This window comes from Pseudomonas sp. HN8-3, assembly GCF_020790195.1.
Taxonomy (GTDB): domain Bacteria; phylum Pseudomonadota; class Gammaproteobacteria; order Pseudomonadales; family Pseudomonadaceae; genus Aquipseudomonas; species Aquipseudomonas synxantha_A.
This window is the reverse complement of sequence record NZ_CP086206.1, coordinates 368,588-381,079: the sequence shown is the minus strand read 5'-3', so window position 1 is coordinate 381,079 and position 12,492 is coordinate 368,588. Positions and strand designations below refer to the sequence as shown.

Below are 12,492 nucleotides of genomic sequence, written 5' to 3'. Positions count from 1 at the left end.
CCCCCTCCCACATTGAGTGCTGCGTCGGGTTCGAGATTACTGAACCGTCGGCGCGCCTTCCTGTTGCATGCGCTGCAGCTCTTGGGCGTACAGGGCATCGAAGTTCACCGGAGCCAGCATCAGTGCCGGGAACGAGCCACGGGTGACCAGGCTGTCCAGGGTCTCACGGGCGTACGGAAACAGGATGTTCGGGCAGAACGCGCCCAGGGTGTGGCTCATGGACGCTTCGTCCAGGCCCTGGATCAGGAAGATACCGGCCTGTTGCACTTCAGCGATGAAGGCCACTTCTTCGCCGTTCTTGACGGTGACCGACAGGGTCAGCACCACTTCGTGGAAGTCGCCTTCCAGGGCTTTCTGACGGGTGTTCAAGTCCAAGGCAACGCTTGGGGTCCATTCCTGACGGAAGATCGCCGGGCTTTTCGGCGCCTCGAACGACAGGTCGCGCACGTAGATGCGCTGCAGCGAAAACTGTGGGCCTTGGTCTTGCGCTGCTTCGGTGTTCTGTTGATCAGTCATCGCAGATCCTTCTTTATCTTGGGGTTCTTAAGGGGTTAGCAGTCAGACGGACAGCAGCGCATCAAGTTTACCGGCGCGCTCCAGGGCGAACAGGTCATCGCAACCACCGATGTGCTTGGCGCCGATCCAGATCTGCGGGACCGACGTGCGGCCGGCCTTCTGGGCCATTTCAGCACGCACCTGGGGCTTGCCATCGACCTTGATCTCTTCGAAGGCAACACCCTTTTTCTCAAGCAGGGCCTTGGCCCGCATGCAGTAAGGGCACCAATCGCTGGAATACACGACAACCTTATTCATGTCACTTCACCAACGGCAGGTTATCGCCACGCCAGCTGCTGATACCACCCGACAGCTTGGCGGCGGTGAAGCCGGTCTTGAGCATCTCGCGGGCGTGGGTGCCGGAGTGCTGGCCTTGGGCGTCGACCAGAATGATGGTCTTGGCCTTGTATTTTTCCAGCTCGGCCAAGCGTGCGATCAGCTTGTCCTGGGGAATGTTCAGGGCGCCAACGATATGGCCGGCGGCATAATCCTTGGCCGGGCGAATATCGACGACAACGGCCTCATCCTTGTTGACCAGCGCGGTCAGCTCCGACGTGCTCAGGCTGCGACCACCGCGGCTCAGTTCATGTGCGATCAGCAACGCCAGCAGGATGACGAAGGCACCCACGAGCAGGTAGTGGGCAGTGGCAAATGCAATCAGGTGATCAACCATCAAGGAGGTTCCAGGGCGTTAAAATGGCGGTAAGTATACACAGCCGCCAAGGAGGGCCAACCCCCGTAAAGCGGTGACGCGCTCGGAACTTCGCTTTAAACTGCCACTCCCTTTTCCATTGTCTTCCTTTATTACCGCCGCGAGAGGATCTATGACTACCACGCCTAAACCTTTGGTCCTGATAATTCTCGATGGCTTCGGACACAGTGAAAGCCACCACGACAACGCCGTGTACTCGGCCAACAAGCCCGTGCTGGACCGCCTGAGCGCTACCGTCCCCAACGGATTGATCTCCGGTTCCGGCATGGACGTGGGCCTGCCGGACGGCCAGATGGGCAACTCGGAAGTCGGCCACATGAACCTCGGCGCCGGACGAGTGGTATACCAGGACTTCACCCGCGTCACCAAAGCGATCCGCGATGGCGAGTTTTTCGAGAACCCGACCATCTGCGCCGCGGTGGATAAAGCCGTGGCCGCCGGCAAGGCCGTGCATTTCATGGGTCTGCTGTCGGACGGCGGCGTACACAGCCATCAGGATCATCTGGTGGCAATGGCCGAACTGGCCTTCAAGCGCGGCGCCGACAAGATCTACCTGCACGCCTTCCTCGACGGTCGCGACACCCCGCCGAAAAGCGCGCAATCGTCCATCGAACTGCTCGACACCACCTTCGCCGCCCTCGGCAAGGGCCGCATCGCCAGCCTGGTGGGCCGTTACTTCGCCATGGACCGCGACAACCGCTGGGACCGCGTGTCCCAGGCCTACAACCTGATCGTCGACGGCCAGGCCGAATTCAATGCCGCCACTGCCCAGGAAGGCCTGGAAGCCGCTTACGCCCGTGGCGAAAGCGACGAGTTCGTCAAGGCCACTACCATCGGCGAACCGGTGAAGGTCGAAGATGGCGATGCCGTAGTATTCATGAACTTCCGTGCCGACCGTGCCCGCGAGCTAAGCCATGTGTTCGTCGATGAAGGTTTCAAGGACTTCGAGCGCGCACGCCAGCCGAAAGTCGAGTTCGTCATGCTCACCCAGTACGCCGCCAACATCCCGGCCCCGTCGGCGTTCGCCCCGGGCAGCCTGGAAAACGTGCTGGGTGATTACCTGGCGAAAAACGGCAAGACCCAGCTGCGCATCGCCGAGACCGAGAAGTACGCCCACGTGACGTTCTTCTTCTCCGGTGGCCGTGAAGAACCGTTCCCGGGCGAAGAGCGCATCCTGATCCCATCGCCAAAAGTCGCCACCTACGACCTGCAGCCGGAAATGAGTGCGCCGGAAGTCACCGACAAGATCGTCGATGCCATTGATAACCAGCGTTATGACGTGATCGTGGTCAACTACGCCAACGGCGACATGGTTGGCCACAGCGGCAACCTGGAAGCGGCGGTCAAGGCCGTTGAATGCCTGGACCTGTGCGTTGGCCGCATTGTCGACGCCCTGGAAAAAGTCGGCGGCGAAGCGCTGATCACCGCAGACCATGGCAACTGCGAGCAGATGTCCGACGAATCCACCGGCCAGGCACACACCGCCCACACCACCGAGCCGGTGCCGTTCATCTATGTCGGCAAACGTGACCTGAAAGTGCGTGAAGGTGGCGTGCTGGCGGATGTGGCGCCGACCATGCTGATGCTGATGGGGCTGGAGAAGCCTGAAGAGATGACTGGGACCTCGATCCTGGTCTGATCCAAAGTACGCCACAAAACAGTGTGGGAGCGGGCTTGCCCGCGATAGCGGCTAATCAGTCGACATCTATGTCGCTGACCCACCGCAATCGCGGGCAAGCCCGCTCCCACATTGGTTTTGTGGTGTTTGATAGATGTCTTTTTGCCATACCACCGCCACTCGGCACCTATCTTGCCGTAACTCCCCAATTGGGCGTTTTTTTTGCAGCGCTTGGCGGGCATACTAGGCCGTCCTTTTCCCCTGGTGTCGCCCGCCTCTATGCTTCGCGCCTTGATAACCCTTGCTCTTGTCTGCCTGCTCCAACCGGCGTTTGCCGATGAGCGCGCACAAACCCAACAACAGTTGGACGCTACGCGTCAGGACATTACCGAGCTGAAAAAGCTGCTCGGCAAGCTCCAGGAAGAAAAATCCGGGGTGCAAAAAGACCTGCGCGGCACCGAAACCGAAATGGGCAAGCTTGAGAAGCAGGTCCAGGAGCTGCAAAAAGAACTAAAGAAGAGCGAGTCGGAACTGGAGCGACTCGACGCTGAGAAAAAAAAACTCCAGAGCGCACGCGTTGAACAGCAACGCCTGATCGCGATCCAGGCCCGTGCCGCCTACCAGAGCGGTCGCCAGGAATACCTCAAGCTGCTGCTCAACCAGCAGAACCCGGAAAAATTCGCCCGCACCCTCACCTATTACGATTACCTGAGCCAGGCGCGCCTGGCGCAATTGAAGGGTTTCAATGAAACCCTGCGCCAATTGGCCAATGTCGAGCAGGAAATTGCCGACCAGCAATCGCAACTGCTCGACCAGAAAAGCGCCCTCGACGTTCAGCGCGACCAGTTGGACAAGGTGCGCAAGGAGCGCCAGCAGGCCCTGGCCAAGCTCAACAGCGATGTAAAAGCCCGCGACGCCAAGCTCCAGGCCCGCGAGCAGGATCAGGCCGACCTGGCCAAAGTGCTCAAGACCATCGAAGAAACCCTGGCCCGCCAGGCACGCGAGGCCGAAGAAGCGCGGCAAAAAGCGCTGATCGCCCAGCAGGAAGCGGAAAAAAAGCGTCAGCGTGAGGCCGAACTGGCTGCCACCAGCGACGCGCCGGCACCGCGCAAACCCGCGCGCGCCAGCCCCGGCCCGCTGGTTTCCAGCAGCGGCGAGTCATTCGGCGGCCCTTTTGCTTCAGCGCGGGGCAAACTTCCATGGCCGGTTGATGGTCGACTATTGGCACGCTTTGGGGAAACCCGTGGCGATGACACCCGCGCCAAGTGGGATGGGGTGATGATCAGCGCCTCAGCCGGCAGCCAGGTCCATGCCGTTCACGGTGGGCGCGTGGTGTTTGCCGATTGGCTGCGGGGCGCCGGTTTACTGGTGATTCTCGACCATGGAAATGGCTATTTGAGCCTTTACGGCCACAATCAGACATTACTCAAGTCGGCAGGTGATGTTGTAAAAGCCGGTGAATCCATCTCCACTGTCGGTAACAGTGGCGGCCAGGACACCCCGGCGCTGTACTTCGCTATTCGTCAGCAGGGTCGCCCGAGCGATCCCGCACAATGGTGCCGTTCCCAAGGATAGGGCCGCATCTACATTAGGAGTTCGTTCGACATGCTGCATTTGTCCCGCCTCACTTCGCTGGCCCTGACGATCGCCCTGGTGATCGGCGCGCCTCTGGCTTTTGCCGACCAGGCTGCACCCGCTGCAATGGCCGCGACCACCAAGGCGCCGTTGCCGCTGGATGAGCTGCGCACCTTTGCCGAGGTCATGGACCGGATCAAGGCAGCGTATGTCGAACCCGTAGACGACAAGGCCCTGCTGGAAAATGCCATCAAGGGCATGCTCAGCAACCTCGACCCGCACTCCGCCTATCTGGGCCCTGAAGATTTCGCCGAGCTGCAGGAAAGCACCAGCGGCGAGTTCGGTGGCCTGGGCATCGAAGTGGGCTCCGAAGACGGCCAGATCAAAGTGGTCTCGCCCATCGACGATACCCCTGCGTCCAAGGCCGGTATCCAGGCCGGCGACCTGATCGTGAAGATCAACGGCCAGCCGACCCGTGGCCAGAGCATGACCGAGGCCGTCGACAAGATGCGCGGCAAGCTCGGCCAGAAAATCACCCTGACCCTGGTACGCGACGGCGGCAACCCGTTTGACGTGACCCTGGCCCGCGCGACCATCACGGTCAAGAGCGTGAAGAGCCAGTTGCTGGAGTCGGGTTACGGCTACATCCGTATCACCCAGTTCCAGGTCAAGACCGGCGACGAAGTGGCCAAGGCCCTGGCCAAGCTGCGCAAAGACAATGGCAAGAAACTCAACGGCATCGTGCTCGACCTGCGCAACAACCCCGGCGGCGTATTGCAGTCGGCAGTTGAGGTGGTCGACCACTTTGTCACCAAGGGCCTGATCGTTTATACCAAAGGCCGTATCGCCAATTCCGAACTGCGCTTCTCGGCCACCGGCAACGACCTGAGCGAAAACGTGCCACTGGCGGTGCTGATCAACGGCGGCAGTGCCTCAGCGTCGGAAATCGTCGCCGGCGCGCTGCAAGACCTCAAGCGCGGCGTGCTGATGGGCACCACCAGTTTTGGCAAAGGTTCGGTGCAGACGGTGTTGCCGTTGAACAACGAACGCGCATTGAAAATCACCACAGCGCTGTATTACACACCGAACGGCCGCTCGATCCAGGCCCAAGGCATCGTGCCGGACATCGAAGTGCGCAGGGCCAAGATCACCAACGAGATCGACGGCGAGTACTACAAGGAGGCCGACCTGCAGGGTCACCTGGGCAATGGCAACGGCGGCGCCGACCAGCCTACCGGCAGTGGCGCCAAGGCCAAGCCGATGCCGCAGGACGATGACTACCAACTGGCCCAGGCACTGAGCCTGCTCAAGGGCCTGAGCATCACTCGCAGCCGTTGATCATGCGTTTTGCCCTGATCATCGCTGTGCTGTGCAGCCTGGCAGGGGTCGCTCACGCGGCCCCTGCCGGCGAACCCCACAAAGCCTACCTGACTCTCATCATCGACGACCTGGGGCAAAACCTGCCGCGCGATCGCCGTGTACTTGCGCTGCCCGGCCCGGTGACCACCGCGATCATGCCCGACACGCCCCATGCCGCCGAATTCGCCCGCGAGGCGCACAAGGCCGGCAAGATCGTGATCCTGCACATGCCCATGGACCCGGCCACCGGCCCCTTCGCCTGGCACCCCGAGTTACCGGTGGAGGAACTCGGCAAGCGCCTGGACGCCGCGTTCCAGGCTGTGCCCTATACCGCCGGCATCAACAACCACATGGGCAGCCGCATGACCGCGCAGCCGCAGGCCATGGCGTGGTTGATGGCCGAGCTACAACGGCGCCACAAGTTCTTCGTGGACAGCCGCACCAGCGCGCAGACCGTCGCAGCCGCCGAGGCGCAGAAAATCGGCTTGGCGCATGTTTCGCGGGATGTGTTCCTCGATGACGAACGCACCGAGGCAGCAATTACCACCCAACTGCAAACCGCAATCAAGCTGGCGCATAAGCAGGGTTCGGCGGTGATGATCGGGCACCCTTACCCACAGACCCTGGCGGTGCTGGAGCGCGAGCTGCCCAAGCTCAAGGCCCAGGGTATCGACTGGATCGATATCAAGCTGATGATCAGCGTGCGCAGTAATCGGGCCATGAGTGCCCACGGCAAAAACGGCATTTACCGCTAAATGAAGGCAGCGAAGATCCAATGTGGGAGGGGGCTTGCCCCCGATGGCGGTGTGTCAGCTGAAAATGTACTGGCTGATCTACTGCTAGCGGGGGCAAGCCCCCTTCCACATTTTGACCGCGTTTATTCTGCGCAACTGCCAACTTCAGAGGTAACGCGCCATGATTTCGTCTACACGACCGCTCTTGCGTAACTCATCCAGCGCCGCCTGGAGCTTGGCGACCACCTCATCAGGCACTTCCCTGTTCAACGCCAAATAAAGCTGCGCACTGTTGAACCGCAACACCGTCTTGAGCCCGCTCACACCAACCTGGCGCGCCAGGTAACGCCCGGCGGGATCGCCGGTGGCCCACAGGTCGATCTGGCCGTCCATGAGCTTTTGCGCATTGTCCTGATCGCGCAGAGCGACAACCGGGTTAAGCCCCTGTTTCCCCAAGGTTTCCGCAATCGCATCGCCCTTGTAAGCACCGATCTTGTAGCGGCGGGCGTGCTCAAGATCGTTGAACTGGATTGTGCTGTCGGCCTTGGCCAGTAATACCCAATCGTCCGGCCCGATGGGGCCGACCCATTTGAACAAGGCTTCACGGTCCGGCAGCCGCGCCATCACAAATACACCGTAACCAGGCTTTTCCAGGGCGAGTTTGTAGATTCGCTCCCAAGGAAAACGCAACGTAAGGTTGTAGGAAATGCCGGCGCGCTGGAAGGTTTCGCGCACAATGTCCACGGCGATGCCTTCGATGTTCTCGTCCTTGGCGAAGTTCTTGCCGTTTTTCGCCATGTTGTAGGGCGGGAAATTTTCCGTCAGCAGCACCAGAGAGGCGTCAGACGGCTCTTCGGCTTGGGCCGTACCAGCCATGAGCAGCGAGGTACTGGCAAGGGCGAGCAGCAGGTGTTTGAACATGAAGGCTACCGGAATCCATGGCAAGCGCAGAGAGTGCCGCGAGCCTGCCATGGTGTCCAGCAGCGTTTAGCGAACGACGATACCGCGCGCTGCCATGTAGGCCTTGGCCTCGGGTACGGTGTATTCACCAAAGTGGAAAATACTCGCCGCCAGCACTGCGCTGGCATGGCCTTCGATAACACCGTCGGCCAAATGCTGCAGGTTACCGACGCCACCGGAAGCGATCACCGGAATACCCAGTGCATCGCTGATGGCGCGCGTCACGCCCAGGTCGAAGCCGTTTTTCATGCCGTCCTGGTCCATGCTGGTCAGCAGGATTTCACCGGCGCCCAGGCCTTCCATCTTCATCGCCCACTCCACCGCGTCCAGCCCGGTAGGTTTGCGCCCGCCGTGGGTGAAGATCTCCCAGCGCGGGGTTTCGCCCGGGCCGGAGACCTTCTTGGCGTCGATGGCAACCACGATGCACTGCGAGCCAAAGTGTTGCGCGGCTTCACCAACGAACTCGGGGTTGAATACCGCGGCAGTATTGATCGAGACCTTGTCCGCGCCGGCATTGAGCAGGTTGCGGATGTCTTGCACAGTGCGCACGCCACCGCCCACGGTCAGCGGAATAAACACCTGGCTGGCCATGCGCTCGACGGTATGCAATGTGGTGTCGCGGCCATCGACGCTGGCGGTAATGTCGAGAAAGGTAATCTCGTCGGCACCTTGCTCATCGTAGCGACGGGCGATTTCCACCGGGTCGCCGGCATCGCGGATATTCTCGAACTTGACGCCCTTGACCACGCGACCGTTGTCGACGTCCAGGCAAGGGATGATGCGTTTGGCCAGCGCCATGGTCAGTCCTCAGCCGTTGTAGGCGTCGCAGTAAGCCTGGGCTTGCGCAACGTCCAGGGTGCCTTCGTAAATCGCACGGCCAGTGATGGCGCCGATGATGCCAGGCGCCTTGGCGTCCAGCAGCGACTTGATGTCACCCAGGTTGTGAATGCCGCCGGAAGCGATCACCGGAATCTTCGTGGCCGCTGCCAGGGCTGCGGTGAACGGCACATTGCAGCCCTGCATCATGCCGTCTTTGGCGATATCGGTATAAACAATGGCGGACACGCCGTCGGCTTCGAACTGCTTGGCCAGGTCGATCACCTGCACGGTGCTGATCTCAGCCCAGCCGTCGGTAGCCACGAAGCCGTCTTTGGCATCCAGACCAACGATGACCTTGCCAGGGAACGCACGGCAGGCTTCGGCGACGAAGGCCGGGTCTTTCACGGCCTTGGTGCCGATGATCACGTAGCTCACGCCCGCTTTAACGTAGTGCTCGATGGTTTCCAGGGAGCGAATGCCGCCGCCGATCTGGATCGGCAGGTTCGGGTAGCGCTTGGCAATCGCGGTGACCACCTCACCATTGACCGGCTGGCCTTCGAAGGCACCGTTCAAGTCCACCAGATGCAAACGACGGCAGCCACCTTCCACCCATTTGGCGGCCATGCTCACCGGGTCGTCGGAGAACACCGTGGAATCTTCCATGCGGCCCTGGCGCAGGCGTACACAAGCGCCGTCCTTGAGATCGATAGCGGGGATAATCAGCATCTGGCAAACCTTATTCGATATTCAGCAATGCTTGGGAAATCAGGGCTTCTCAAGCGACCACAAGTCGCTTTCGATGCTTTCGAACCTTTCCTTAAGGAGCGTCTGCGTGTCGAAAATCGCCCTGTTGTAATAGTGCGGTGCCACTTCGGTGGTGAACAGCTCAAGAATCTCGGCGACCTCGAACGAGCCCAGCTTGAGCTCGAAGCGGTCTTCCATGAAACGCTTGATCTTGTCGGTTGCCTCACGCTCCTGCTCGGGCGTGAGGTTCAAGATCGGCGGCTTCGGTTTCCTGGCCATTTACCAGCGACCATCCCACGCGGCGAAGTTCTGCAGCAATTGCAGGCCATGGGTATGGCTCTTTTCCGGGTGGAATTGCACGGCAAAACGCGAACCTTCGGCCAGCGCTGCGGCGAAGTCGACACCATAGTGCCCGCCACCCACCACCTGGCGCGGGTTACCGGCAGCGATGTAGTAGCTGTGCACGAAGTAGAAACGCGCCATGTCCGGGATTTCGTGCCACAGCGGGTGGTCGACGGTGCGGCGCACCTCGTTCCAGCCCATGTGCGGGACCTTCAAATGCTCACCGTCTTCATGCAAGTCTTTGCCGAAGAACTTCACCTGGCCGGGAAACATACCGATGCAATCGACGCCGCCGTTCTCCTCACTGCTGTCGAGCAAGGCTTGCATGCCGACGCAGATACCGAGGAATGGACGATCCTGGCTGACCTCGCGCACCAGGCTGTCAAAGCCCAGGCGGCGGATTTCGGCCATGCAATCACGAATCGCACCGACGCCTGGGAACACCACTCTGTCGGCTTCGCGAATCACGTTGGCATCGCTGGTGATCAGCACCTTGCCGGCGCCTACGTGCTCGAGGGCCTTGGCCACCGAGTGCAGGTTGCCCATGCCGTAGTCGATAACCGCGACCGTCTGCATTACAGGACGCCCTTGGTCGACGGCATTTGCCCGCCCATGCGCTCATCGACTTCCACAGCCATGCGCAACGCGCGGCCGAAAGCCTTGAATACGGTTTCGATCTGGTGGTGGGTGTTGGTGCCGCGCAGGTTGTCGATATGCAGGCTGACCAGTGCGTGGTTGACGAAGCCCTGGAAGAATTCCTGGAACAGGTCCACATCAAAGCCACGGCCCACGTTGGCGCGGGTGTAGGGCACGTGCATCTGCAGGCCTGGGCGGCCGGAGAAGTCGATCACCACACGCGACAGCGCTTCATCCAGCGGAACATAGGCATGACCGTAGCGACGGATGCCTTTCTTGTCGCCGATGGCCTTGGCAAATGCCTGGCCGAGGGTTATGCCCACGTCTTCCACCATGTGGTGGTCGTCGATGTGCAGGTCGCCCTTGCCGACGATATCCAGGTCGATCAGCCCATGACGGGCGATCTGGTCCAGCATGTGCTCAAGAAAAGGGACACCGATATCAAATCGGGCCTTTCCGGTGCCATCCAGGTTGATCGAGGCTTTGATCTGGGTTTCCAGAGTGTCGCGCTCGACAGACGCCTTACGTTCGGCCATCACCAGCTCCGCAAAATCATTGGGCGAAAAAGGCAGCCATTATAGGGGCGCGGGCGCCAAACAGAAACATCGAAGGGGATAAGACTGACGGCGTGTCGGGGTTAGACATGTGCATACATGCATAACCAATGTGGGAGGGGGCTTGCTCCCGATAGCGGTAGATCAGTCAACAATGCACTGACTGATGCGCCGCCATCGGGAGCAAGCCCCCTCCCACAAGGGTTTTGCAGTGTTAGTGGAACAGTACTGCGGTCTTCTGCAGGGTCACCCACACACCCCACGCCAACGGAATACCCACCACCAGCCAGGCGGCGATCGCCAACGGCTTGCTGGCGGCGGAGGCCTTCCACTCCAGCACGGTGGACGCATCGGCACCCTTGTCATGCCCGAGCGCCTGTTCGGCGGCCAGTTCGGCATCGGTCATGAAGTACTTGTCGGCCACCGGGCGTACCAGCAGGTTGCAGATGAAACCCAGCACCAGCAGACCGGCAAGGATGTACAAGGTGATGTCATACGCCGCGGCGCGTTCAACGCCGATGCTCAGCTGATATTCACGCAGGTAGTTCACCAGTACCGGCCCCAACACGCCCGCAGCAGCCCAGGCGGTCAACAGGCGACCGTGAATAGCACCGACCATCTGGGTACCGAACAAGTCGGCCAGGTAAGCCGGGACCGTCGCAAAACCACCGCCGTACATCGACAGGATGATGCAGAACGCCGCCACGAACAGCGCCACGTTGCCCAGATGCCCCAGGTTCGGGATCAGCGCGTACAGGGCAAAGCCCAGGGCGAAGAACACAAAGTAGGTATTCTTACGTCCCAGGTAGTCGGAGAACGACGCCCAGAAGAACCGGCCACCGATGTTGAACAGGCTCAACAGGCCGGTAAAACCAGCGGCAATGGCTGCAATGGAGGCAAGCTGACCGGCATCCAGCTGGCCAAATGGCACATCGACACCCAGCAACTTGCCGCCGAACACTTCCTGCAACAGTGGCGAGGCCATGCCGAGGATACCGATACCGGCCGATACGTTCAGGCACAACACCAGCCATACCAGGCGGAATTGCGGGGTTTTCCAGGCGACATTCACATGCACGTGGCGATGAGTGATCATCGCATTGCTGGCTTTTTTCGCCGGCGCGGTCCAGCCCTCAGGCTTCCAGCCGGTCGGCGGAACGCGATACAGCAGTGCGCCACCGATCATGAACACGAAGTAAATCGCCGCCATGACCACAAAGCTCTGCCATACACCTACGCTGGTCGGCGAAGAGAAATGGCCCATCAGTGCCGCAGCCAGGGGCGCACCCACCATCGCGCCGCCGCCAAAGCCCATGATCGCCATGCCGGTAGCCATGCCGCGCTTGTCCGGGAACCACTTGATCAAGGTCGAAACGGGCGAGATATAGCCCAGGCCCAGGCCGATACCGCCAATGACACCGGAGCCGATCCACATCAGCCAGATCTGGTGGGTATAGATGCCCAGCGCCGAGATCAGCAGGCCACCGCACCAGCACAACGCCGAGACCACACCGGCCTTGCGTGGCCCGGCATGTTCGAGCCAGCCGCCCCAGATCGCGGCCGAGCAGCCCAGAAAGATGAAGAACAAGGTGTAGATCCAGCCCAGCATGGAGATGGGCCAGTCGCATTGGGACGAGAAGACCTGGGCGATAAAGCTCATGTCTGGCGCGCAGGCGACCGGTGCGGTGATACCCAGCGCTTTGGACAACGGCAGCCAAAACACCGAGAAGCCGTAGGCCATGCCGATGCACAGGTGGATGGCCAGGGCGGCCGGTGGAACCAGCCAGCGGTTGAACCCCGGCTTGGCGATGATGCGCTCCTTGGACAGGAACGCAGGCTGTGCGGCGGCGGTGCCGGCCACAGTGCTAGTGCTCATTGGTGTTT

General features: G+C 60.8%; 14 protein-coding genes. 4 read left to right on the top strand and 10 right to left on the bottom strand.

All coding sequences use genetic code 11. The features are described 5' to 3' along the window. Positions 1–36: 36 nt before the first annotated feature. From secB to LJX92_RS01680, 3 genes are read right to left on the bottom strand one after another with little or no spacing between them, the layout of a single operon-like run. A complete protein-coding gene (secB, locus tag LJX92_RS01690) occupies positions 37–516 on the bottom strand; it encodes a protein-export chaperone SecB (protein ID WP_005783933.1) in 480 nt (159 codons plus the stop codon). A 42-nt stretch (positions 517–558) separates the two neighbouring features. Then, the gene (gene grxC / locus LJX92_RS01685) at positions 559–813 is read right to left on the bottom strand and encodes a glutaredoxin 3 (protein WP_078820067.1); all 255 of its coding nucleotides are present in this window, start codon (positions 811–813) and stop codon (positions 559–561) included. Between the two features lies 1 nt (position 814). After that, positions 815–1,228: a rhodanese-like domain-containing protein gene (locus LJX92_RS01680; RefSeq protein ID WP_003187796.1), complete on the bottom strand. Its 414-nt coding sequence runs from the start codon at positions 1,226–1,228 to the stop codon at positions 815–817. A 151-nt stretch (positions 1,229–1,379) separates the two neighbouring features. On the opposite strand from LJX92_RS01680, the gene gpmI reads away from it, so the two are divergent. The 4 genes from gpmI to LJX92_RS01660 all read left to right on the top strand — a co-directional run bounded on the left by gpmI (position 1,380) and on the right by LJX92_RS01660 (position 6,574). Next, positions 1,380–2,906 (top strand): 2,3-bisphosphoglycerate-independent phosphoglycerate mutase, encoded by a 1,527-nt coding sequence (gene gpmI / locus LJX92_RS01675; RefSeq protein ID WP_078820066.1) that lies wholly within the window; start codon positions 1,380–1,382, stop codon positions 2,904–2,906. A gap of 258 nt (positions 2,907–3,164) precedes the next feature. Next, on the top strand, positions 3,165–4,460 hold the full coding sequence (locus LJX92_RS01670; protein ID WP_005783927.1) for a murein hydrolase activator EnvC family protein: 1,296 nt from the start codon (positions 3,165–3,167) through the stop codon (positions 4,458–4,460). A 30-nt stretch (positions 4,461–4,490) separates the two neighbouring features. Then, entirely contained in the window at positions 4,491–5,798 is a 1,308-nt protein-coding gene (locus tag LJX92_RS01665; RefSeq protein ID WP_005783925.1) for a S41 family peptidase, read from the top strand. Positions 5,799–5,800: 2 nt separating this feature from the next. Beyond that, entirely contained in the window at positions 5,801–6,574 is a 774-nt protein-coding gene (locus LJX92_RS01660) for a divergent polysaccharide deacetylase family protein (protein ID WP_216090616.1), read from the top strand. 144 nt (positions 6,575–6,718) lie between these two features. On the opposite strand, the gene LJX92_RS01655 is transcribed toward LJX92_RS01660, so the two are convergent. The 7 genes from LJX92_RS01655 to LJX92_RS01625 all read right to left on the bottom strand — a co-directional run bounded on the left by LJX92_RS01655 (position 6,719) and on the right by LJX92_RS01625 (position 12,484). Next, on the bottom strand, positions 6,719–7,474 hold the full coding sequence (locus tag LJX92_RS01655; protein WP_228309246.1) for a substrate-binding periplasmic protein: 756 nt from the start codon (positions 7,472–7,474) through the stop codon (positions 6,719–6,721). Positions 7,475–7,540: 66 nt separating this feature from the next. Next, positions 7,541–8,311, bottom strand: a complete 771-nt coding sequence (gene hisF, locus LJX92_RS01650) for an imidazole glycerol phosphate synthase subunit HisF (protein ID WP_003171107.1) — start codon at positions 8,309–8,311, stop codon at positions 7,541–7,543. A 9-nt stretch (positions 8,312–8,320) separates the two neighbouring features. Then, on the bottom strand, positions 8,321–9,058 hold the full coding sequence (gene hisA, locus LJX92_RS01645) for a 1-(5-phosphoribosyl)-5-[(5-phosphoribosylamino)methylideneamino]imidazole-4-carboxamide isomerase (protein WP_046070503.1): 738 nt from the start codon (positions 9,056–9,058) through the stop codon (positions 8,321–8,323). Between the two features lie 39 nt (positions 9,059–9,097). Continuing rightward, a complete protein-coding gene (locus LJX92_RS01640; RefSeq protein ID WP_032878360.1) occupies positions 9,098–9,355 on the bottom strand; it encodes a DUF2164 domain-containing protein in 258 nt (85 codons plus the stop codon). Then, positions 9,356–9,994 carry an imidazole glycerol phosphate synthase subunit HisH gene (gene hisH / locus LJX92_RS01635; RefSeq protein WP_005783914.1) on the bottom strand — a complete coding sequence of 213 codons (639 nt, stop codon included), beginning with the start codon at positions 9,992–9,994 and terminating at the stop codon, positions 9,356–9,358. Next, entirely contained in the window at positions 9,994–10,590 is a 597-nt protein-coding gene (gene hisB / locus LJX92_RS01630; RefSeq protein WP_003187781.1) for an imidazoleglycerol-phosphate dehydratase HisB, read from the bottom strand. The genes hisH and hisB overlap by 1 nt, the downstream gene beginning before the upstream one ends. A gap of 232 nt (positions 10,591–10,822) precedes the next feature. Continuing rightward, positions 10,823–12,484, bottom strand: a complete 1,662-nt coding sequence (locus LJX92_RS01625; RefSeq protein WP_005783912.1) for an OFA family MFS transporter — start codon at positions 12,482–12,484, stop codon at positions 10,823–10,825. Positions 12,485–12,492 lie beyond the last annotated feature (8 nt).